This is a genomic window from Clostridia bacterium, from assembly GCA_016887505.1.
In the GTDB taxonomy this organism is placed as follows: domain Bacteria; phylum Bacillota; class TC1; order TC1; family UBA5767; genus UBA5767.
Genome location: CP069393.1, coordinates 1,998,103 through 2,019,967, shown reverse-complemented (window position 1 = coordinate 2,019,967; position 21,865 = coordinate 1,998,103). Strand labels below are relative to the sequence as shown.

20 protein-coding genes are annotated in these 21,865 nt (G+C 43.1%); 3 read left to right on the top strand and 17 right to left on the bottom strand.

What is annotated here, in order from left to right; genetic code table 11:
• The first annotated feature begins 122 nt into the window (after positions 1 to 122).
• Positions 123 to 887: a hypothetical protein gene (locus tag JR334_09595; GenBank protein ID QRN85198.1), complete on the top strand. Its 765-nt coding sequence runs from the start codon at positions 123 to 125 to the stop codon at positions 885 to 887.
• A 19-nt stretch (positions 888 to 906) separates the two neighbouring features.
• Positions 907 to 1,443 (top strand): hypothetical protein, encoded by a 537-nt coding sequence (locus tag JR334_09590; protein QRN85197.1) that lies wholly within the window; start codon positions 907 to 909, stop codon positions 1,441 to 1,443.
• Here JR334_09590 and JR334_09585 read toward each other — a convergent pair.
• The 3 genes from JR334_09585 to JR334_09575 all read right to left on the bottom strand — a co-directional run bounded on the left by JR334_09585 (position 1,440) and on the right by JR334_09575 (position 6,375).
• Positions 1,440 to 3,296 (bottom strand): YgiQ family radical SAM protein, encoded by a 1,857-nt coding sequence (locus tag JR334_09585; GenBank protein ID QRN86908.1) that lies wholly within the window; start codon positions 3,294 to 3,296, stop codon positions 1,440 to 1,442. The two genes, JR334_09590 and JR334_09585, sit on opposite strands and share 4 nt — an antisense overlap.
• A gap of 262 nt (positions 3,297 to 3,558) precedes the next feature.
• Positions 3,559 to 5,712, bottom strand: coding sequence for a ferrous iron transport protein B (gene feoB / locus JR334_09580; GenBank protein QRN85196.1), 2,154 nt, complete (start codon positions 5,710 to 5,712; stop codon positions 3,559 to 3,561).
• 12 nt (positions 5,713 to 5,724) lie between these two features.
• Positions 5,725 to 6,375, bottom strand: a complete 651-nt coding sequence (locus tag JR334_09575; protein QRN85195.1) for a metal-dependent transcriptional regulator — start codon at positions 6,373 to 6,375, stop codon at positions 5,725 to 5,727.
• Between the two features lie 139 nt (positions 6,376 to 6,514).
• Here JR334_09575 and JR334_09570 point away from each other — a divergent pair, with 139 nt between their 5' ends.
• Positions 6,515 to 7,498, top strand: coding sequence for a DnaJ domain-containing protein (locus JR334_09570; GenBank protein QRN85194.1), 984 nt, complete (start codon positions 6,515 to 6,517; stop codon positions 7,496 to 7,498).
• A gap of 72 nt (positions 7,499 to 7,570) precedes the next feature.
• Here JR334_09570 and JR334_09565 read toward each other — a convergent pair whose 3' ends face one another.
• The 14 genes from JR334_09565 to JR334_09500 all read right to left on the bottom strand — a co-directional run bounded on the left by JR334_09565 (position 7,571) and on the right by JR334_09500 (position 21,783).
• Positions 7,571 to 8,662: a mechanosensitive ion channel family protein gene (locus tag JR334_09565; GenBank protein QRN85193.1), complete on the bottom strand. Its 1,092-nt coding sequence runs from the start codon at positions 8,660 to 8,662 to the stop codon at positions 7,571 to 7,573.
• Positions 8,663 to 8,673: 11 nt separating this feature from the next.
• Positions 8,674 to 9,828: an efflux RND transporter periplasmic adaptor subunit gene (locus JR334_09560; protein QRN85192.1), complete on the bottom strand. Its 1,155-nt coding sequence runs from the start codon at positions 9,826 to 9,828 to the stop codon at positions 8,674 to 8,676.
• 2 nt (positions 9,829 to 9,830) lie between these two features.
• Positions 9,831 to 12,191 (bottom strand): FtsX-like permease family protein, encoded by a 2,361-nt coding sequence (locus tag JR334_09555; GenBank protein QRN85191.1) that lies wholly within the window; start codon positions 12,189 to 12,191, stop codon positions 9,831 to 9,833.
• A 4-nt stretch (positions 12,192 to 12,195) separates the two neighbouring features.
• Positions 12,196 to 12,906 carry an ABC transporter ATP-binding protein gene (locus JR334_09550; GenBank protein ID QRN85190.1) on the bottom strand — a complete coding sequence of 237 codons (711 nt, stop codon included), beginning with the start codon at positions 12,904 to 12,906 and terminating at the stop codon, positions 12,196 to 12,198.
• Between the two features lie 11 nt (positions 12,907 to 12,917).
• Positions 12,918 to 14,744, bottom strand: coding sequence for a molecular chaperone HtpG (gene htpG, locus JR334_09545; protein QRN85189.1), 1,827 nt, complete (start codon positions 14,742 to 14,744; stop codon positions 12,918 to 12,920).
• 113 nt (positions 14,745 to 14,857) lie between these two features.
• Positions 14,858 to 15,526: a GntR family transcriptional regulator gene (locus tag JR334_09540; protein QRN85188.1), complete on the bottom strand. Its 669-nt coding sequence runs from the start codon at positions 15,524 to 15,526 to the stop codon at positions 14,858 to 14,860.
• 13 nt (positions 15,527 to 15,539) lie between these two features.
• Positions 15,540 to 16,289 (bottom strand): (2Fe-2S)-binding protein, encoded by a 750-nt coding sequence (locus JR334_09535; GenBank protein QRN85187.1) that lies wholly within the window; start codon positions 16,287 to 16,289, stop codon positions 15,540 to 15,542.
• A complete protein-coding gene (locus tag JR334_09530) occupies positions 16,282 to 17,382 on the bottom strand; it encodes an FAD-dependent oxidoreductase (protein ID QRN85186.1) in 1,101 nt (366 codons plus the stop codon). Before JR334_09530 ends, JR334_09535 begins: the two co-directional genes overlap by 8 nt.
• Positions 17,375 to 17,695 carry a (2Fe-2S)-binding protein gene (locus tag JR334_09525; GenBank protein ID QRN85185.1) on the bottom strand — a complete coding sequence of 107 codons (321 nt, stop codon included), beginning with the start codon at positions 17,693 to 17,695 and terminating at the stop codon, positions 17,375 to 17,377. The genes JR334_09530 and JR334_09525 overlap by 8 nt, the downstream gene beginning before the upstream one ends.
• Entirely contained in the window at positions 17,692 to 18,831 is a 1,140-nt protein-coding gene (locus JR334_09520; GenBank protein QRN85184.1) for an FAD-binding oxidoreductase, read from the bottom strand. Before JR334_09520 ends, JR334_09525 begins: the two co-directional genes overlap by 4 nt.
• Positions 18,832 to 18,918: 87 nt before the next feature.
• Positions 18,919 to 20,394 (bottom strand): sodium/proline symporter PutP, encoded by a 1,476-nt coding sequence (gene putP / locus JR334_09515; protein ID QRN85183.1) that lies wholly within the window; start codon positions 20,392 to 20,394, stop codon positions 18,919 to 18,921.
• Positions 20,395 to 20,444: 50 nt separating this feature from the next.
• Positions 20,445 to 21,059, bottom strand: a complete 615-nt coding sequence (locus tag JR334_09510) for a hypothetical protein (protein QRN85182.1) — start codon at positions 21,057 to 21,059, stop codon at positions 20,445 to 20,447.
• The gene (locus JR334_09505; protein QRN85181.1) at positions 21,056 to 21,457 is read right to left on the bottom strand and encodes a prepilin peptidase; all 402 of its coding nucleotides are present in this window, start codon (positions 21,455 to 21,457) and stop codon (positions 21,056 to 21,058) included. Before JR334_09505 ends, JR334_09510 begins: the two co-directional genes overlap by 4 nt.
• Positions 21,454 to 21,783 carry a hypothetical protein gene (locus tag JR334_09500; protein ID QRN85180.1) on the bottom strand — a complete coding sequence of 110 codons (330 nt, stop codon included), beginning with the start codon at positions 21,781 to 21,783 and terminating at the stop codon, positions 21,454 to 21,456. Before JR334_09500 ends, JR334_09505 begins: the two co-directional genes overlap by 4 nt.
• Positions 21,784 to 21,865: the final 82 nt, after the last annotated feature.

Here is a 21,865-nt window from a genome sequence, read left to right as displayed (position 1 = left end):
AAGCGGAGGCAATGCCTCCGCTTTTTTAATTATGAAAGATGCTCCATATTCTTGCAAGAATTGACATGGGCTTATACAAAAAAACGCGATATGATAAAAGCACAATATATTCGGAGGTCTAGATGGAAAAAAAATTATTAAGCACAATCATTGGCTTTCTGGACAAGAGCATGGCCGCTTACGATGCAGGATATGCGGATGAAGCAGTACACATGGCCACCATAATAGAGCGATTTTTGACATCAAACGGCTCTGACAGGACCTTGCTTCTCTTATCTACCACGGGTATCTACCTGCCTAGCAATACTCTGCCCTACTTAGGCTTTGTCCGCATTGAACAAACAGAAGACAGCGTTCAATTTCTAGCATCTGTTCAAGCCGGACAGGATTGTCTGGAAAAATGGATTCAAACATCTGATTATGTAGGTGAAATAATTTTTGATGACAACAACTTGCTAATCAGTCGCAAGGACATACTGACCAACTTATCTGGTACCTGCAAAAATCAGGCTTTCGACCCTGCTCTAAAGCAGCAATATGCGCTTTGCCTTGATATCTTACCCGAAAGCACCCACCCAGAAAAAGAAAACTTGTACACCGGGGGTATACCGTATGCCCAAATGCGGCAAATAGCCTATGAGGTAAGAGAAAGTCTCTCCTCTATGCTTGAAACCTCAGGGGAAACAAGAAAAAAACTCGACCGTGAGATCGAGTTGGCTAAAATCGGAGCAAGACATTACTTTTATGAGAAAAAGGATAATTTTGCTTACAATCGCTTAATCAACAAGGACAAACGTATTACCGACACTGAAAAACGTTCCTTATATCTGCAAACTAGAAAAGAAAATGCTGAGGAGATTTCGCGTAGCGTGATGCTCCCCCAATAGGAAGGAAGCTGTGAACCGAATGGATTCAAAAAAATTGTTTAACAATAAATGGCTACAGCTCATAGTGATTCTACTCATTATTTTCGCCGTAAGTCGCTACGCTTGGAACAAGAATATGCAGGATATCCAAACTAGTCGCTCGGCAGAAGAATCCTCCCTGCTCGTCGATTCATCCAATCTTGTTTCACTGCTTGAAGCGGATTTGGGTAGCAACAAGCTAAAGGATGTTGTCATTGAAAAAACCGACCAAGGGCAACTGGTCACTATCACCTTCGACCCAGGCAAGGTATGGAATGAAAAATCACTTCTAAAAGAGGTTGCCGAAGCCTCATACAAGGCTTTCCCGTTATGCTTTTCCGATGCGGATATTTCTGGTGTATCCTTTGAGGCTGTACCCAAAAACAAGCAATTTGTGAATCTAACCTTTCTCCGTGATGATACCCTTGATCTTGAGTGGGAATCACTGCTTAAGGATGTAAACAACGACTATACGATTGCCTATACGACTGCATCTAGCTACACCGTACATGAGGCATTGAAGGATTTCTTACCCTAGCGCTTGCGCTGGGGTTTTTTTCTTATCACTTTCTCATACCTCTTTCCATCGGGGACCAAACAGTGTTTACCACTACCGATTAGGTCCTCTCTGCCTTCAAGGCGAAGGGCTTTTCTTACTAAAGCATAGTTCTCCGGATTAAAATATTGCAACAAGGCTCGTTGCATCTTTTTGTCTGAAGGTTTCTTCGCTACATAAATAGGCTTATCGTCTAGGGGATTATAGCCAGTATGGTACATTGCAGTAGACAGAGTCCCCGGCACCGGATAAAAGTCTTGAACCTGTTCCGGACGAACATTCTGTTCTTTTAAATATTCTGCCAACAATATTGCATCCGACAATTGGCTACCAGGATGGCTTGAAATTAAATATGGTACCAAGTACTGTTTTTTTCCTAGCGTGCGGTTCATTTCCATGAAGCGGTTGCAAAATGCGTCATAAACCTTTCGCTTCGGTTTGCCCATGATTTCCAACACTCTCGGCGAAACATGTTCCGGTGCCACTTTCAGTCGGCCGCTAACGTGGTGAGCACATAGTTCCCGCATAAAAGTCTGATCCTTGTCTGCCATCAGGTAGTCATAGCGGATGCCTGAACGCACAAATACTTTCTTCACCCCTGGCAACGCACGGATGGCTCTCAATACTTCCAAATATTCCTTGTGTGACACATTTAAATTTTCACATGGTTTCGGAACTAGGCACTGGCGATGCGAACAACTTCCCTTTTCCAACTGCTTATCACAGGCAGGCCCAAAAAAGTTGGCTGTTGGTCCTCCTACATCATGGATATATCCCTTAAAATCCTCATCATGAGTCATACGCTCGGCTTCCGCAATCAGCGATTCTTTGCTGCGAGCTGTGACAATTCTGCCCTGGTGGAAGGTTATGGCACAAAAGCTGCAACTGCCAAAACAGCCGCGGGTAGCAGCAATACTAAAGCGGACTTCTTCAATAGCCGGAATACCACCTTGTCCCTCGTAGGATGGATGTACCTTTCGTGTGAATGGTAACTTGTAGACCTCATCTAGTTCCGCTCTATCGAGAGGTTTTGCCGGAGGATTCTGAACTAAATAACTATGTTTTTGCTTTTGTAACACGATGCGTCCCCAAACAGGATCCTGCTGGCGATACTCTGCTAGGAAGGCTTGATTGAAATCCTTTGGATTGCGCTTTACTTCAAGGTATCCTTCCGCACGTATGGCCTCACCAATTTCTACTTGCTTCTTCAGTGTAGCTGAAATTTCAGAAATCTGATAACAGGTTCCGGGCAACCATTGTATATCCTTAGCCTCAAATCCCTGGTTTAAAAACTCAGCAATCTGGGTCATGGTATTTTCCCCCATGCCATACACCAATAAATCTGCTCCTGATTCCTCTAAAATACTCGGCATCACGGTGTCGTTCCAATAATCATAGTGTGCAAAACGTCTGAGGCTAGCCTCAATGCCCCCAAGCACGATATTTGCATTGGGATATCTTTTACGAATCAACTGACTGTATACAATTACGGCCCGGTCTGGTCTATGCCCCATATTGCCACCCGGGGAATAGGCATCTTGATGGCGTCTTTTCTTATTCACGCTGTAGTGAGCCACCATGGAATCCATATTGCCAGATGTCACCAGAAAGCCCAGTCTAGGTTCACCCAATTTATCCATATCTCGCTCATCTTGAAAATAGGGTTGCGCCAAGATGCCTACCTTGTAACCAGCCTTCGTAAGAACACGGCCAATCACTGCCGCACCAAAAGAATGGTGGTCTACATATGCATCACCTGTAACCAATACAAAGTCCAATCTATCCCAGCCCCTGTGACGCATATCCTTTTTTGATACTACTAAAAAATCATCCATAAAAGCTTTTTCCTTCCAAAAAATAAAGGGAGACATGTCTCCCTTATGATTTTTGTTCATCGTTATTATCATCTACTGGTTTTTGCTGTGTATCTCGTGGCGCAGGATGTTGGTCGCAGCTTCGGTACAAACTGCAAGACGAACACTCACTGCTGTTCTTGTGGCAGCCTGATTTGGATCCGGCAAATGTCATAAATAGAATCACGCCCAGTGCCACAAGTCCAACTATTATCAAAATTATGGTTTCCATCATATCACCTCATCAAAGCTTCCCTACCAGCGAAAGAACCACGCTCCCTATCTGGTAAAATAGGAAGGATGCCACCCAAGCAACAGCAAAACTGTATCCCATGGAAAAAAGCATCCAGCGAGTACTTTTTGTCTCACGCCGTATGGCTGACAAGGTTGCTATGCATGGTGTGTATAAAAGTGTCATAATCATGAAGGAGTAGCCTGCTAGCGGGGTCCACAATTGCTGTATGGCCGAACCCAAACTTCCATAAGCAGCGTATACTGTTCCCAAGGTAGCCACGACGACTTCCTTCGCTACGATGCCAAAGATTAAAGCAGTGGAGGCTTCCCAGGTTCCAAAACCCAAGGGTTTGAATAGTACGGCAAGCAAACTACCAATTTGTCCTATAAAGGAATCTTGCGAAGCATAGTCAACACCATAAGGAAGATTGGATAATACCCAAATCAATATGACAACCGCAAAAATCAAGGTTCCTGCTTTCCGAAGAAACTCACTACCTCGGTCCCACATGTGAATCATTACCCCACGTAAAGTGGGAATACGGTAGGGTGGCAATTCAAGGACAAAGGGGGTATTTTCTCCAGGAAATAAGGTCTTACGAAAGATCTTTGCCATGAGCACAGCTACCGCAATACCCAAAAGATAAAGACTAAATACCACTAGTGTCTCACGTTCAGCAAAGAAGGCACCAGCAAACAGAACATACACTGGAAGTCTCGCCCCACATGACATGAAGGGGAGTACCATCATGGTAATCATGCGGTCATTCTTACTTTCTAAAGTTCGTGTAGCCATAACCGCTGGTACGCTACAACCAAATCCCGTCACCATAGGAATGAAACTCTTGCCTTGTAAACCAATTTTTCGCATCAACCCATCCATAAGGTAGGCACCCCGTGCCATGTATCCCGAGTCCTCTAAAATAGACAGCACGAAAAAGAGTAAAAATATGTTAGGGACAAAAACTAGTATGCCACCCAATCCTCCTAGAACGCCTTCTACAATAAAGGACCTGAGTAGGGGATGAGCTATACCAGAACCTATCATTGCCGAGATAGCACCTAGTGCACTATCAAAAAGATCTGCAACGATCCCCCCTAGCGAGAAGGTAATTTGAAACATCAAAAACATGATGAATAAGAAAATCGGAATGGCCAAATATCGATTCAGCACCACGGTATCGATGGTGTCGGATACACTGATCTTACGGTTGATGCCACCTTCTTTAACCCGTTTCTTTTTCACTACCTGTTTTACAATTCCTTCAATAAATCCGTAGCGTTTCTCAATGATTACACTTTCTACGTCTTCATTGAAAACACTCTCTAAATGTTCCCGGTCCTTCGCAATGTCTGCAAGTTGTTCTTCCGTCAAACCGTTTTCCATTAGCAGATGCATCACATTCTGGTTGTTCTCCAAAATTTTGACAGCAAGATAGCGAGCTGGCAATGCCGGAAGACTCCTGTTTCTGTCATCGCATTCGGTAGTATTATTGCCCATCATACCACGTTGTCTTCTAAACCCGCGACGTCGTCCACCCTCTTTTAAGGGCTGTTTCTCTGTAGGATGATATTGGATTTTACAGAAATTGTTTGTATGAAGCATCCTCTCCAGTTTACAGAGGTGGTGCTCTAATTCATGTCCATAGTCAATGCGAAAGGACTGACACTTGCGATTTAGATTATTTCGCGCCGAATCTGCAAGTTGCTGTACACCTTTTCCCTTTACACCGACAGTAGGTACGGCTGGTACACCCAAAAGAGCAGACAGTTTTTCTACATCAACTTCCGCATTACGACTCTTAGCTGCATCCAACATGTTGACCGCAAGGACAAGGTTCTCACCCATTTCCAGCAGCAACATGGTTAGATAGAGATTCCGTTTCAGATTAGATGCATCTATCACATCAATAACTGCATCCGGTCTTTCATCTAATAGATAACGTTTCGCCACCAACTCATCTTCAGAGTACTCCCCCAGGCTGTATGTTCCCGGAAGGTCAATCAATTCAATTTCTTTATATTGTAGTAAACGCCCAGATTTTTTTTCGACTGTCACACCTGGCCAATTCCCTGTCTGCTGTGTCGATCCAGTCAAGGCGTTAAAAAGCGTTGTTTTCCCAGAATTGGGGTTTCCAATCAACGCAACTCTTTGACTCTCCATGATTTGTCCTTTCTAAAGCACTTCTACCCACACGTTATCGGCCTCCTTGAGTCTCAAACTCAGGTTATAATCCCCGATACGCAGCGATATGGGGTCACCCATCGGTGCAACGCCAATAACCTCAACTACATCGCCCTTAATAACGCCCATTTCCATAATGCGTCGTTTCAAGTCGCCCTTAGCATCAATTTTTTTGACTACCCCTTGGTCTCCCACCTTCAGTTCGCTCAGTCTCTTAGAGTAAAATAAAAACTCATGCACCTGATCCAAATCGAAATGCTTTACCGTTATTTCATTGTTGCGCATATAATTTACAATCGCTTTGACCGTTTGGTTTCCTAGAACGTGTTCGATTTGACAGGCCTCTTTTTCCGCAATCTCTTCCCGGATATTCAATGTACTCATCATGAAATCCTTGATTAGGTGATGTAGAAAATGAATCCTCCTCGCTTCGAATCTTCCGCTGTCAGTCAATTTGACCGGACCATATCGTTCATTTATAACAAAGCCAACATCCTTCAATGTTTTGATTGCCTGATTTACGCTAGCCTTCGATACACCCAGACGATGCGCTATGTCTGTAGCGCGAACCGACTCCTCCTCTTTCGAAAGTAGGTATATGGTTTCTAAATAATCTTGATTAGCACTAGATAATTTATGCATATGTCATCTCCGTTTGTTAGTCTTAACAAACATTATACGCTTTTTCTTTTCTTTGGCAAGCCCAAAGACTTGATTTCGCGAATCCGCTGCCCTATAATAAGGATAGTATTTGACCTTATCTGACGTTAGGAGAAAAACCATGGGAATTAGTTATCATGATTATTATGAGACGCTGGGAATAAACAAGGAAGCAAGTGACAAGGAAATCAAATCAGCCTATCGTAAACTTGCTCGCAAGTACCACCCAGACGTAAATAAAGATGCAGGATCCGAAGAAAAATTTAAAGAGATAAATGAAGCGTACGAAGTGTTAAAGGATCCAGACAAGCGGGCGCGTTATGACCAGCTTGGACACAACTGGCAACAAGGTCAGGATTTCTCCGACTTTAACTTTGGAGGATTTGATTTCAAAAGTGCTGGCGGACAATCATCGTCAAACTTTTCTGACTTTTTTGACACCCTTTTTGGAAATGCTGGCGGAAGTCCCTTTGGTGGGGCTAGCCAAGGCAATCCTTTTAGTAACATGTATGGGCAACAAGGCCGTCAAGGCTATCAGCCTAAACCGACGCCTGTAGACGGAGCGGACAGAGATATTGATTTAACGATAACAGCTGCCGAAGCCTATAGTGGCACCAAAAAGAGCATCAAGATTCGGACAACCAAAACAGTAAATGGTAAAAAAGTACCACATACCCACAGTTTGGAAATTAAGATTCCACCTAGAGCAACAGAAGGTATGAAAATCAAGGTTCCAGGCAAGGGTAATGCAGGGAAAAATGGTGGCCGCAACGGCAACCTCTATCTCAAAATAAAAATTAAACCAGGCCAAGGATTTACTGCAGAAGGCAAGGATTTGGTTGGTCGCGTCAGCGTCACACCTTGGGATGCAGTGCTTGGTAAAAAGCTGGACTTACGCTTTTTTGAAGAAACCTTGGAAATTGAGATACCCAAGAAAACCCAGGGTGGGGATGAGATTCGTATCAAGGGTAAAGGCTTGAAAAATCGAACCGGGGAGGGTGATTTAGTACTGAAAGTCAGTATAAAAATGCCTGAACACCTAAGTCGCGAGGAAATGGATCTCCTTAAACAACTAAAGGATGCACATGAAAAACATAAAAAATAGGAGCTTGTGCTCCTATTTTTTTTACCTCAGTCCTTCTTGAATCACTTAGAATTGAAAATCCCCCAACACCTATTACTCTGCTAATTTTCCAATAATCGGAGGTGCATCCTCAATATAGAGTGAAGTAGATGGGAAGGCTGCAGATACGGATTCTTGTTCTAGGATATCCATAATGCTAAAATTAATTTCCTCTTTAACTTTCATGAATTCTCCATAATTCAATGCATCGGTAAAGCAATAGATTAAGATATCTAAGCTTGAATCATTAAAAGTTGTAAAATGAACATAGATTGTATCGTTAACCACCCTAGGATGCTCCCGCAACATATTTTCAATCCTTTTAATGACCGCATCCAAGCGTTCTGCACTAGTCTTATACATGACACCTAGCGTAAACCTAATTCGGCGCATACCTCTTTGGGTGTAATTGGTAACAGGATTGTTAGCCAAAATTGAGTTCGGCACTGTAATAAGCGATTGTTCAAAAGTACGAATTTTAGTAGTTCTAAAACTCATCTCCTCAACGGTTCCTTCAACCTGATCGTTGGATACCCAATCACCAACAGCGATGCTCCGGTCGGCAATCAAGAATAGGCCAGATAACATGTTTGTAATGGTGTCCTGTGCACCCATGGCTACCGCAAAACCGACTAAGCCTAGTCCTGCTATAAAGCCTTTTACGTCATAGCCCCATTCTTGGGCAATCATTAGAATCGCTAATGCATAGGCCAATACCTGAAGCGTTCGCGTAATCAAAGGGCGAATGGTCTGGTTCGCCTGCTTATCTTTAAGGCTATTCAGCAATATGCCTGCAAAATCATCTGCCAAAAAGCTAATAATTCGTGCCAGAGTGATAATCAGTATGCTCCGGAGAAAGTTCATCCAAAAAATATTGAATCCACTGGTCAGTGGGAATAGCACTAAAAAGAAATAGAAACCTACTGCATTAATAAGAAATCCTAGCGGTTTATCCATCGCCTTTAGGAGTGTATCACCCCAAGTGAGTTTCGTCTTAGCTAACCCTTTCCTGACAATAGCAACTATTTTCCCCCTTAAGAACCGGTTGACAAACAAAAATGCCGCCAACACAGCCAGAGCGATTAGTGTTTCCAAAACAAAAGCCAATGTAAAAATATTCTGAATATAGTTTAATATGTAACCCATGTTGTCCATCCTTATTCTTCTATCCTCTTCACTTTCATGCCATCTTTGGTATCGACATCGGGTGTGGCAACCACCCAATCACCAACATCAAGTCCTTCCACAATCTCAACACGTTCTAACTCTTCCAAGCCCAAAACAACAGGACTCTCTATAAGTAACCCATCCTTAATCAAATATACGTAATCAGCACCATTATGGCTGAATATTGCTTTGCGGTCCAATACCATTGTTTGTTTACTGCTGGTGGTCTGGATGCTACAGTCTAAGCTATATCCCGGCTGTAAGATATCATTTGATAAGTCAAAGGATATCTTTAGGGGAACACGTTTTTGTTCCACGCCCAAGGTTGAAAATGAGGTTTCCGCCGATGGGGAAATCCATTCGATGGTTCCCTTAAGCTCTTGATCCAAGTAGTTCGCAGACAAGGTCACTGGATCAGCTATATCCAAATCATCCATATCGTCAACCAATACACTAGCTTCAATAATCCGAGAATCCAAGTTGCCAATCCGGACCAAAGGACTGCCTGGAGCCACATAGGCTTCTTCCTGCACAAACACATCTAAAATCTTGCCTTGTATAGGTGCCGTAATTTTCTGTTTTTCTTCGCTACGAACGGCTTCATCTAATTGCAATTTTATCTGGTCCACTCTCGCCAATGCGGCATTGTAGGCACTGCCGGTAGTTCGATATGCATTGAGAGCGGCTTGGTAATCTGACTCTGATGCTGCTCCAGCCTCAAATAAGAGCTTTTGCTTTTCATATCGATCCCGTGCATAGCTATTGTCGTTGGCTGCCAAGGAAAGTAATGATTTGGCTTCAGCCAAAGAAGCATCCAGCGTCTTAGCACCCAAATTGATACCAGAATCCTCAACGTTCATTAGAAAGTCTGCTACCAACACATCCAATCCTTTGTCTGCTAGCAAATTGCGGACATAGCCAGCGTGAGAGCTGTAAACCGTAATCTCCTCTTCCAAAGCTACATAACCATCGATTTCGATGCTCTCCTCAATATCTGAAAGGGCAACTTGGATACCCAATACCTCAGCTGGTTTCATGGAATAAAAAAGCAATACTCCAGCAACTATCACTACACCTAGCAACAGCAGCCATCGAAATCCCTTACCTTTAGTCTTCTGCTTGTCTTTGTTCTTCTTTTTCATCATGTTTATCCCTCACGATCTTTTAGAACTTCCACCATATCAAGACTGTGTATGCGTGAGCGTACAGCTACGCCTGCAAACCAGACGAAAAACAGCGTTGAAATAATGGTAATCAAGTAACTTCTAGTCGATATGACAATTACTAGGTTGTACATATCATTGGTAAAGGTTTTCCCGAAAAGAATGCTAATTTGGTATCCCAGGTAGATGCCTGGAACCAAAGCCAATACAGCGATTAGCATATTCTCCCGTTCTAGCATTTTTTTGATTTCACGAATGCGATATCCTAGTACTCTCAGACTTGCCAATTCTCGTTTTCTCTCCGCAATATTGATTAGGGTGCTATTAAAAATTATGGCAAAACCAATAATCCCGGAAATCAGTAGCATCACACCCATGTAAACATTCACAAATCCCATCATGCTCTCCAACCAAGCTACCATTTCCGCCCGGTTGCTTACAGACATGACATAGGGATAATCCTGCAACTCATCCTCAATGCTCATATAGTGTTCTTCATCAGCTGTTACTAAGATACCAGTAGCATACCTCGAATCGTCAAATAGCTTTCCAAGATACTCAATATCTGTATAGCTAGAAAAATCCATGTACTGTTCTGCTAAAGCGACCACCGTAACCTGCTTTTTAGTAAGTCGTTTATCATATGGTTCAATACTAACCACATCTCCCACCGAAATACCCATATTCTCAGCATAGCTGGCAGGCATCACAATACCCGATGAGGGAATCGACAGCTGACGGTCCCTTTTGTCTTTCAAGCTTACCATCTGGGTGTCTGGTTTGACACCGCTCAGCAAGATATCTTTTTCTTCTCCCTTGTAGGTCAACTTCACGCCTACATCCAACACTGGTTCTAAGATTTCTACGCCTTCTATTTCTGCCAATGCTCTTATATCCTGGAAGGCTACTGGTGCAATAAAGTTTGCTTTAATGTCATACTTTTGGTATTCATGGAAGTTCTTTTGCATAAGATTGTCTGTGGTATCTCCCATAAACATACTGACTAGAAGCATGATGACCGTAAAGCATACGCCCAATGCCGTTGCGGCTGTCCTGAATTTCTTTCGGCCAATATTACGAATAACCATTTTCCAACCGAAAGGAACCCTGTGCCAAATTTTTCCTAGTCTCTTTTCGTAGTCAAAGCCAATTACCACTTCAGGGGCTACCGGACGCATCGCCTCTGCTGGCATCAAAGCAAAGGCCGAACGACCAGCAAAGTAAGCACCTAAGAGGGTTACACCAACCCCGCTGCCAATGGCAATGAGTAGCAAGACAGGATCAATTTCTACATTCATTACTGGGATATGAAAGTACAAGGTATAGTATTCATTCAGCGCTATCCCTCCATAGCTCCCTAAGGCTGCCCCTATGAGAGAACCGACTACCCCACTAATTCCACCTAATTTCAGATAGTATGACAGGATGTCCCTTCGATACAGTCCCAGTGCCTTCATGGTTCCAAGGGAAATGCGTTGATTTTGAATGATTCTCTTCATCATAATATAGAGCATGAATATTGAAATGCTCATAAACAAAATTGGAAACAGCACTGCCATATTCTGCAGCTGATCAATTTCCTGTCGGAGTAGCGAATTGGAAATTTGATCCTCTCGCTTGATACCAGCTACAAAGCCTGAATCTTTCAACACTTCTTCAATATTATCTATCGTCATCTCAGCAACGGCTGGCTCAAGTAAAAAATGAATTTCATTATAGGAGCCTTGGTAGCCGAATAGATTTTGCATGAATTTTTCATTCAGGTAGACAATGCCATATTCTCCAGGTACCGAATAAAGAGAATTGGAGTTGGAAACTTCATAGATATACTCCGGACTTGCCACTACACCGGAAACTTGCAAGGTAGTCTCCTTGCCCTCAGCAATTAATTCAATCTCTTGCCCGATTTGCAAATTATGGTATTCTTGCAATGTTGAGGAAACCAAACATTGATTCTTGCCTTCCTGTGGCGCCTTACCTTCAAAGTAGTAAAGCTGATTTACGTATGGTTCTCGATTATCCGGTAAGCTATTTACCTTGACTGAAACCCGCGTTTCCCCTATGTCAATTCTTGCTTCCTCACTTATTCGTGGTTCAGCAGCAAGAACTCCCGATTCTTTCGACAAAGTCCTTGCCGTGGATTCATCAATATGATTGGCTTTGGCATAATAGTCTAAAAAACGGTATTCATCATAGTAGAATTCTGCCGCCCGGTTAATATTTACATAAGAGATATACGTCGATAGAAAGGAAAACACGCCGAACATCAACACAACACTGACTGCAATCAGCTGCGCTTTGTGTGCTTTGACGTCTCTATACAACATGCGGTTCAGTATTCTCATAGAATCACCAACTTATCTCTGAAGGATCCTTCGGAGATTCATTACGAAACGTCTCTAAGATTTGTCCGCTTCGCATGCGAACGACCCTATCGGCCATTTGAGCAATATCCTTGTTGTGGGTAATGAGTAAGATTGTTCGATCGCTAGTCTCGTGAATATGTTTAATGATTTCTAGGATTTTGAGGCCAGTCGTAAAATCCAAGGCGCCTGTAGGTTCATCACATAAAAGTACTTCGGGGTTCTTGGCGATTGCCCGAGCAATCGCCACTCTTTGCTGTTCTCCACCCGAAAGTTGAGATGGAAAATGATTGACTCTATCTTCCAACCCCACCTGTTTAAGCACATCCATAACATCCAAGGCGTCCGACTTGATTTCAGAAGCGAGTTCTACATTTTCTCGCACCGTCAATGCCGGCATTAGGTTATAAAACTGAAACACGTAGCCAACTTCTTGTCTGCGAAATTCAGTTAATTCCGATTCGCTATAGGTTGATATGTCCTCACCTCGATATAGGATTTCTCCTTGTGTGGCAAAGTCCATCCCTCCGATAATATTCAGAAGGGTACTCTTACCCGATCCGCTGGCTCCCAATACTACCACCAGCTCACCACGAGCAACTTGCAAATTAACTCCTTGCAAGGCATGAACCTGTACCTCTCCCATATCATAGACCTTGGTGACGTCTCGAATATCAAAGATGGCCTCCTTGTTCATAGTTTCGCTCCTTACTGGAAAGATTCTTCCATCAAACGGTTGATTCTAGCCACCAGTTCAGGAAAATCAACAGGCAATCCCGCCGCCAGCATCGCATTGTCAAACAGCTGTTTGGCGAGCAACACACTTTTTTCTTTCTCATCTCTATGTTCGTACAGCGACATCAGCAAAGGATGATGGGGATTAAACTCTAGCACTCTTGGCATGGTACCCGGGTTAGCATCCATCATAGTCAACCATTTTTCTAAGTTGCTACTCATACCCATGGAACTCTTAACCAAAACAGGACTATCCAATAGTCGTTTAGAGGCCTTCACATCACTTACTTTATCACCCAAGGTTTCCTTAAACCATTCGGCCAATTCTTTCGCTTGTTCTTCATCAAGTCCCTTGTGCTCATCTTCGTAAGAGAGGTCTGCTGTTTCTGCTGATACAAAATGTTTACCCTTGTACTCACCAGACATAGACAGCACGTAATCATCCAAGCCATCAAAAGTATATAAAACTTCTTGATCCTTCTTCGCAAAGATTTCTAAATAAGGACTCTTTTCAATAACCTCCCTACTAGCACCACTCATGTAGTATATTTCATCTGCCTTATTTTCATTTTCTTCTTGTCTTGCCAAATAGTCGTCAACTGAAATTAGTTTACCACTTTCCTCTTTAGAGGACTCAAAGCGCAACAGTTTGATTAGCTTTTCCTTATTGTCGCTATCTGAAGCCAAACCTTCTTTCAAGTAAACCCCAAATTTCTTATAAAATTCTAGATAAGTATCCGGGTCTTTCTTGCTTAAGTCTGATAGATATTTCAGGAACCTTCCTGTTAGTACCTTGCCAATTTTTTTCATCAGCATACTGTCTTGCATCGTTTCCCTAGAAATATTTAAGGGAATCTCTGGGCTGTCAACTACGCCTTTTAGGAAACGCAACCATTTGGGCAATAGAGAGTCATTCACTTCTTGAATCATCACTCTCTTGCTGTACAACCTAACACCAGGGTCAAGTTGTCCAAAGCCTCTAAGCTCCATATTTTCCTTGGGTACATAGAGGATAGAATGAATAGCCAATGGTGCATCAACACTAAAGTGGTAGGTAATCAACGGTTCTTGATAATCCCCGCCTACAAACTTATAGAACTCCTGATACTCTTCTTCCGTAATTTCTTTCTTATTTTTGAGCCATAGTGCATCTACTGTGTTGACTCGTTCACCCTCCACCAAGACAGGGAAGCTGACAAAGGAGGAATACTGTTTAATGATATCCTTCAACCGATCTGGTTTTGCAAATTCAGCACAGCTAGATTTCAAATGCAGTAAAATTTTTGTGCCCCGTTCTACGCTGTCATCTTCGGCAATTTCGTAGGTACCAGCTCCTTCGCTTTTCCAGTAGACCCCAGGCATTCCAGTTATCGATTTCGTAAATAGTTCCACACTATCTGCCACCATAAAGGCAGAGTAAAATCCGACACCAAATTGTCCAATCAAATTGACATCTTTGGAATCACTTTCACCCAACTTTTCAATAAACGTTTTAGCACCAGAATGTGCTATGGTTCCTAGATTTTCAATCAACTCTTCTTTGCTCATCCCGATACCCGCATCCTCGATGGTCAGGGTATTCTTTTCTTCGTCGGTACTAATATGGATTTCTAATGGCGGACCAGCCAATTCTGCATCCCCCGATACTTGCATGTATCTCGCCTTTTCCATAGCATCCGTACCATTTGAAATTAGTTCCCGTAAAAATATCTCTACATCGGTATACAACGAGTGTATGACAATATCCAGCATCTTTTTAACTTCTGTTTGAAACTCCATTTTTTCTATGTTCTTACTCATAATTACCTCCCATTTATCAATATAAAATTATATACATACTCTATTATAGCTTATTCTACTCGCAAATCAATTTGAACAAAAAGACAAACCGCAAAGGGCGGCTTGTCTTTAATTTATATACCCGGATATTTACTATTTTTTAAACTTTGATGTACCAGTTGGATGGATTGTTCCGAGTGAATCTTCAAATTCTCAATGGCTTCATCCAGCCGACCCTCAAGTAAGAGGTCCAAAGCCGCATCGTGGTCCCTCAGCAATTCCTTGAGTGACTCCGTCATTTCCAGTATTTTCCCATCATCCCATCCCGCATAGTGACGGTTTTTCACGAATACATCCTGCAAAATTCGTGATCCAGACAGGTGAATAAAACGGACGTGAAATTCATCTGTCAATCGGTAATAGGCTTGTCGGTCTTTGCGTTCTAAGGCCTCAATCGTTCTCCTATTGATATCTTTTAGTTCCTGAATAAGAGCCGAATCAAATCCATTTTTATTCAGCCTGAGTCCCTCCGTTTCTAGAAGGCACTCAATTCGCATGATATCCTCAATATCCCGCCATCTTAGCACATTAACTTGATAGCCTACATTGGGTAAAATTCGTATTAGACCATATTCAGACATTCTCTTCATGGCCTCATTGACCGGAGTACGGCTGACCCCCAATTCCTCGGCAATTTCTTGAGCACTGAAACGATCTCCTGGCTTTAAAATACCATGGGTAACTCGTTCCCATATTTCTTCAAACACCAGTTCACTTTTGCTCTTATAACGATTCTTTTCCATAGCAGCTCCGACTCTACGATTCCAATTCCCGCTTCAGCTCATCCAAATCCTGAATCAAAGGATGCTCCGCTGTACTCGCTAGAGTTCCTAGCGTTATTGGGTTGACTGGCTGGCGCTTGCTTGAAGGGTCTATCTCATTTGCCTTCAAGCCAGTTTCCTCTGAAATCATTCTGGAAATCAACTTGCTGCAGGTCTTTCCTTGGCATAGACCCATTCCGGCTCTGGTCCGTCTCTTAATTGCATTCAGACTTCGGTCGCCTTTTTCAATGGCTGCCAATATTTCTTTCATACCGATTTCTTCACAACGACACACGATAATATCTTCCTCGACTTTTTCTTTCTTAAGTCGCTTGATACTCCGAACCTCCCTTGCAATCTCTCTAGAAACTTCCACATAAACAAGTCGGGTCGGATCATCCTTCAAGGGTTTTTGAAGCTTTATAACGGTTCCCTCTCCCAATACCTTGCCTTGCATATCAACCGGTTGAACCAGATCTCCTTTTTCTGGTAGTGGTTCATATTCATAGGGAAAAGCCACTAAGGAAGTGCCATCCTTGTACTCTTCTTGTAATAGTCTTATCGCTAAGCCTGGGCATATCGCCAAGCATATACCACAGCCTCTGCACAAATCCTCGTTCACAACCGGCAAGTTGGTGATGTTTTCACCTATGGTGATGGCACCAAAAGGGCATGAGGTTTCGCAGGGGTTGCACGGAATCGGTTCTATGCAGTATATATCAGCTAATAATTTGTTTTTACTCATTATTTTTACCCCCCTTTTCGATCAGTTCACATTTTGCTTCTCTTCTCTTATCACCATATATGCCACTTCGGAGTTTGTTTAATCGAGACTCGATTTCTTGATAGATAGACTCCTTTTCCTTTGGATTTAAAAGTCCTAAATCATCAGCAGCGGCCACCCCCGCAAGTTTACCTTCCTCCAGCGCGGAGCTTGCTTCTTCAATGCCAGCTACATCGCCAGCAACATAGACATCCGGTAAAGACCGCATTCTATTATCGTGCCAAGGCATATGACCACCCAGTACCGGACTAAATATGTGTTCGCAGCCCGCATTCATGGCCAAATCAATCCTCGGTGCTAAACCAACAGCAAGACAAATGGTGTCACACTCCACCTGGAAGGCGTCTTCCATTTGAGGCTTGAAATCACAATCCACCGGCGCTATTAATGCCCCCGTAACCTCATCTTTGCCCAAAGCCTCGATTACTGTATGGCCCAAATAAATCGGAACACCAGCTTTTCGTACTTTATTAGCATGTACATCGTAACCTCCAACAGCCGGGGCTGCTTCTACAATGCCAACGACCTCTGCCCCTGCTTGCATCAGCTGGTAGGATACGATCAATCCCACGTTACCTGTGCCGACCATTAAAATTTTTTCTCCAGGTGTTACTCTTTGAATATTCACCATAGTCTGTGCAGCACCACCTGTTATTACCCCTGGCTTGGTGCAGCCCTTGAAACTAAGTGCATTTTCTGTAGCACCTGTTGCAATTATTACTTTTTTCGCTTGGATTGAGTAAGCCTGAGTGCCTTTTCTGACCGCTACTACATTATCCTTAAAAATTCCCCAGGCTAGCGTATCTAGCAATACAGTGACACCATATTCCTCTGCTTCGCGCAGTAGCTTTTCTCCAATTCTAAATCCGCGTGTCCCTGCCATATGTTCCTTTGAACCAAAGAACTTATGAATTTGCTTGAATAATTGTCCACCGGGTCTAGCATTCTCATCAACGACCAGAACTTTTGCTCCTCGTTTGGCCGCCTCTATAGCAGCGCCTAATCCGGCCGGGCCTGCACCAATGACGATTAAGTCAATCTTGGAATTATTCATCTTTGGCCTCCCATGTTCCCACACCTTCTTGGCTACATACAACCATTCCTTCTTGCACCTCGGTAATGCACGTTCTGATATTGGGTACGCCGTTCACCTGCATCACGCAGTCTGTACACTGTCCGATACCACAAAATAGGCCTCTTGCTTCTTTAAGCCTAGCCGTACGGCGACAGATACGAAGCTTCTCTGCTAGCATGGCCGCAGCAATACTCTCACCTTTTCGAGCTTGGATGGGTCTACCATCAACAACGATGTTCACGGTTTCTCTTTCACCTGCATCTCCCAATATGGGATGTTTTTCGACTCTCATGCTTCCTCCTTATTTAGTCCCATCCGATTGGGACTCCATTTTTCATAACGCTCATCATAGCATCCATCAACCAACCAATCCGCAGTACGCCTCCCAACAGCAGGAGCCAGAGAAAACGCTCCCTTGAAGGCAATGGCTAAAAACAGCCTGGGGTGGTTTTGGCAAAAGCCCCAAAATGGTTCATCATCCTGCGTTGTAGTCGTATTACCCGACCAAGATCTAACAATCTGTATATCTTTCAAGACCGGGAAATGACTCAAAAAGAGCTTTGCCATTTTCGTCAAGTCCAAGTTGTCCACCTCCGTGTTATAGTCCACGCCTACTCGATTGGCCTGTGCAATAACAATACTGCCATTTTCTTCCTGAACACCCCCAAAATAGATGGTATCTCCATCGGGGACATTTCCTGTGAAAAAAGCACCGTCTTCGACCGGTCCATTAATCATCTTCGGAAAGGTCTGCGTCACCATGGCGGTTCCTCGGATATAGTCAATCGGAAGATCAACTCCAATTCCAGATAACAGTTCCTTACTCCAAGACCCTGTAGCCAAGACTACCTTCTTTGCTGTATAAGATCGGTCTGACGTGATGCAAGTAATTCCTGTTTTGGTTTCTTCAAAGCTGTGCACTTTCGTATAAGATAGATATTTTGCACCTGCATCCAAGGCTTCTTGCATCAGCCAATGATTCACTTTAAATGGGTTTATGCGACCTTCATCAGGAGAATAGACGCCACCTTTCAAATTTTCTATATAGGGCTCCACCCTGGTAATTTCATCTCCATAAAGAAGCTCTAAATCGTAGCCCTTGGCTTTTTTTTCTGGAACCAAACGCTCAGCAATGGCTATGTCTTCATCCGTCTCCAAAGTACAAAGCCCGCCTTTTCGTAAATATTCTAGTTTGTATTCCGCATTCGCTTCAGCATAGGCCGCAAACGTTTCCCTGACCATCTCAATCTCAAGACCAGGATTCCGGTCAGTTACGGAAAGCTGTCCTAAATTGGTCCCCGATGCTGCCGTTCCATAGTCATTTTGTTCGACTAGCAAAACTTTCTTGTTCTTCTTAGCGAGATGGCCCGTAATGGCCAAACCCACAACGCCCGCTCCCACTACTATATAATCATACTCATTAAGCATTCTTTAGCCCCCTTAGACCATTATAGCTATTAACATGTTACATGTAAAGCAGCTAAAAAGAAAACGCCAGCCCCAGCTGGCGCTTCTCTATTTCGCTAGTTTCAAAACTTTTTCAAATTCACGATTGATTATCTCATCTGGTTCTTCGCCCATCTTAGATACAATAATAATTGCTATTGACGCCAATATAAATCCTGGCACAATCTCATATAAATCAAACAGGCCGCCAGAAAGCTGTTGCCATACCAAAGCAACGATACCACCCGTCAGAATACCCGCAATTGCTCCATTTCTGGTCATCCGTTTCCAGAAAAGCGAAATAATTATTGCCGGACCAAAAGCACTACCAAAACCTGCCCAGGCATAAGCCACGAGATCTAGTACCTTGTTATTCGGATTCAAGGCAATGATAAATGCAATTAAGGCCACCACGATTACCGTAATCCGACCCACCCAAACCAGTTCTTTTTGGCTAGCATTTGGCTTAATAAAGGGACGATAAATATCTTGTGAAATCGCAGAAGCTGTCACCAATAGTTGAGAGTCAGCCGTACTCATGATGGCGGCTAAAATAGCTGCCAACATAATTCCTGCAATCCAAGGGTTGAACATGCTTTGAACCATCAGCATAAATACCTTTTCAACAGAAGCTCCTTCTAGACCAGGCATGATTGCTCTTCCCAACATACCGACAATCACTGCACAAAAGAGTGAAATGATTACCCAAATCATGGCCACAGTACGGGATTTTTTGATTTCATCTGCTTTTTCAATGGCCATAAACCTAGATAGAATATGTGGTTGTCCAAAATAGCCGAAACCCCAAGCGAGTGAAGAAACCACCGCCATCCAGGAAAGAGCGCCACCACTCAGATCACTAAAGGGGTTCAACATCTCTGGATTGATGGCCGCTATAGCCGCTTGGCTTGCACCAAATCCACCCAAGGTCACAATACTGACAGCCGGAACGAGCAGAATTGCCAAGAACATTAAACTACCTTGGAAAAAGTCCGTCCAAGATACAGCCATAAAGCCTCCCAAAAAGGTATAGGTTATGATGGCCAAGGCGCCAACTGCAACGGCAATCTGGTATTGGAAACCAAATACAGTGCTAAACAATTTGCCGCCTGCAACCAAGCCGGAGGCAGTATAAATGAGAAAGAAAATCAGAATAAAAACAGCTGTTGCAATACGCAAAACGTTGGACTTGTCATGAAAACGGTTTTGAAAATAATCCGATAGCGTCAAAGCATTACCGGCCACTTCCGTGTAAACTCTAAGCCGCTTGGCTGTATATTTCCAGTTCAAGTAAGTTCCTACTGCCAAGCCTACGGCAATCCAAACAGATTCTAAGCCAGCAAGATAGGCTGCGCCGGGAAGGCCCATTAAAAGCCAACCGCTCATGTCCGACGCTTGGGCTGACAGTGCAGTTACCCAATAGTTAAGACCTCGTCCACCTAGAATGTAGTCTGACAAATCGCTCGTTCTTTTGTAAAAGTAGATGCCTACAAAAAGCATAAATAAAAGATACAGTAAAAAAGTAATTATGATGCTCGACTCCATACGTCACCTCCAAATTTTCTTCTATACTATATCCTATTTAGAGGCTGGACTCAAGAAAAGAGCGAAAGTAAGACTCCAATAAAGAAGCATCCAACCCATAGCAAGACTAGCTTTTTGTCGTCTTTCACTAAATCTTTTTTTGCTTCATAAAATCGTTCCATGAAACCTTTCTGCTCCGATTTTTCCGGCTCGTTCTCGGCCATTATGAGGCGTTTGGTCATTTTCTCCTTCTGTTCACACTCCTCGATTAGGAACATCCACTCTTTTCTACTCTCTGGAATCAGTATTTGTTTTTGCCATCGGTCTGAAAGCAGAATCCTCATGATGGGATACAACTGGTAATGCCCAACAGAGTCCAGCTTAAAATACAGTTCATCGTCCTTATCTACAAAAATCTGCTCTACTTCCAAGCAAAGATAACTACCTGGTATGAAATATTCCGACTCCAAATCATAATAGCAATACACAATACGTCGGGCAAACCGATATATTTCTTTACTTCCTCCCTTCTCGAGCAATTCTTTTAGCGGGTGCTTACCTTTGGTCTGGTAGTCTATACCCCAGCCTGTATCTGTTTTTCTTCGGACACCAATCAGTAGGTAGGGGATCTTTCCTTGTTGGATCATGCTCTGACAATGTGGTGTTAATCCATCTAGGTACATCATAGCCAAATCACCAAAGTTGCTGTCGCAATAAAAGGCATCATTGGCATGGAGCGCACTAGGCAGCGCCGGTAGATGCTTCGAATCAAAAATACTAGTAGCGAAAGAGCTAGTGTCAGGCATAAAACCCTAAGCACAGTTGTTCCTGGTAAGGCGAGAGACAATACCATAAAGACCTTCACATCTGCCCCGCCTAAAAAGCCAAGTAGCCAGATTAAAAATAAAATTAATAAAATGGGAAGTGATAGGGTCATAAAGTCTTCTGGTAGGCCATTATAGATGGCCCCTGCCGACAAGGGTATAAGAAAAGCAACAATGAGATGGTTCGGTATCCGTTTTTCCCTCAGATCCGATACCATACATAGAAATATGAACAGCATCATCAATAGTTTTAGAATCATGGTTTCCAGCTCCTTTCTGCGGCTCTGCTCTCAATAAATAGATCTGGCAAAAACGATGAGCGGTAGCGGCAAAAAACTTGTAAGACATCATCTTTCTTCTTGATTTTTACTTGTTCCATATTTTCTTCTGTTAGTCTACCCGAAGTATCATGTGCTAAAATCAACTTTTTTGCAGAATCTCCGGACAAGCCTATGCCCCAAAGTGATGAAATTATAGATTCTGACTGCTCACCAAGCACAGAGCCAAAGGCCGTTCCAGCAATTTCTATGCTCACCATTGACTTAACGGTCTCATAGGTAGCTTGGTCTAAATAAAGACTCTCCAAAAAAAATAGTTGTCCCCAAATAAGGGATATAAAGATTCCTACTAAGAGGGGCATGAATAGAAGTAATTCAAGGCAAAGACTG

What these genes read in the sequence shown, in the direction of transcription:
- JR334_09560 (QRN85192.1), bottom strand. Translation starts at nt 9,828, where the DNA reads ATGATGAAAAAGAAGAACAAAGACAAGCAGAAGACTAAAGGTAAGGGA.
- JR334_09505 (QRN85181.1), bottom strand. Translation starts at nt 21,457, where the DNA reads ATGATTCTAAAACTATTGATGATGCTGTTCATATTTCTATGTATGGTA.
- feoB (QRN85196.1), bottom strand. Translation starts at nt 5,712, where the DNA reads ATGGAGAGTCAAAGAGTTGCGTTGATTGGAAACCCCAATTCTGGGAAA.
- JR334_09530 (QRN85186.1), bottom strand. Translation starts at nt 17,382, where the DNA reads ATGAATAATTCCAAGATTGACTTAATCGTCATTGGTGCAGGCCCGGCC.
- JR334_09565 (QRN85193.1), bottom strand. Translation starts at nt 8,662, where the DNA reads ATGGGTTACATATTAAACTATATTCAGAATATTTTTACATTGGCTTTT.
- JR334_09550 (QRN85190.1), bottom strand. Translation starts at nt 12,906, where the DNA reads ATGAACAAGGAGGCCATCTTTGATATTCGAGACGTCACCAAGGTCTAT.
- JR334_09540 (QRN85188.1), bottom strand. Translation starts at nt 15,526, where the DNA reads ATGGAAAAGAATCGTTATAAGAGCAAAAGTGAACTGGTGTTTGAAGAA.
- JR334_09585 (QRN86908.1), bottom strand. Translation starts at nt 3,296, where the DNA reads ATGGATGATTTTTTAGTAGTATCAAAAAAGGATATGCGTCACAGGGGC.
- htpG (QRN85189.1), bottom strand. Translation starts at nt 14,744, where the DNA reads ATGAGTAAGAACATAGAAAAAATGGAGTTTCAAACAGAAGTTAAAAAG.
- putP (QRN85183.1), bottom strand. Translation starts at nt 20,394, where the DNA reads ATGGAGTCGAGCATCATAATTACTTTTTTACTGTATCTTTTATTTATG.
- JR334_09575 (QRN85195.1), bottom strand. Translation starts at nt 6,375, where the DNA reads ATGCATAAATTATCTAGTGCTAATCAAGATTATTTAGAAACCATATAC.
- JR334_09595 (QRN85198.1), top strand. Translation starts at nt 123, where the DNA reads ATGGAAAAAAAATTATTAAGCACAATCATTGGCTTTCTGGACAAGAGC.
- JR334_09520 (QRN85184.1), bottom strand. Translation starts at nt 18,831, where the DNA reads ATGCTTAATGAGTATGATTATATAGTAGTGGGAGCGGGCGTTGTGGGT.
- JR334_09525 (QRN85185.1), bottom strand. Translation starts at nt 17,695, where the DNA reads ATGAGAGTCGAAAAACATCCCATATTGGGAGATGCAGGTGAAAGAGAA.
- JR334_09570 (QRN85194.1), top strand. Translation starts at nt 6,515, where the DNA reads ATGGGAATTAGTTATCATGATTATTATGAGACGCTGGGAATAAACAAG.
- JR334_09555 (QRN85191.1), bottom strand. Translation starts at nt 12,191, where the DNA reads ATGAGAATACTGAACCGCATGTTGTATAGAGACGTCAAAGCACACAAA.
- JR334_09510 (QRN85182.1), bottom strand. Translation starts at nt 21,059, where the DNA reads ATGATGTACCTAGATGGATTAACACCACATTGTCAGAGCATGATCCAA.
- JR334_09535 (QRN85187.1), bottom strand. Translation starts at nt 16,289, where the DNA reads ATGAGTAAAAACAAATTATTAGCTGATATATACTGCATAGAACCGATT.
- JR334_09590 (QRN85197.1), top strand. Translation starts at nt 907, where the DNA reads ATGGATTCAAAAAAATTGTTTAACAATAAATGGCTACAGCTCATAGTG.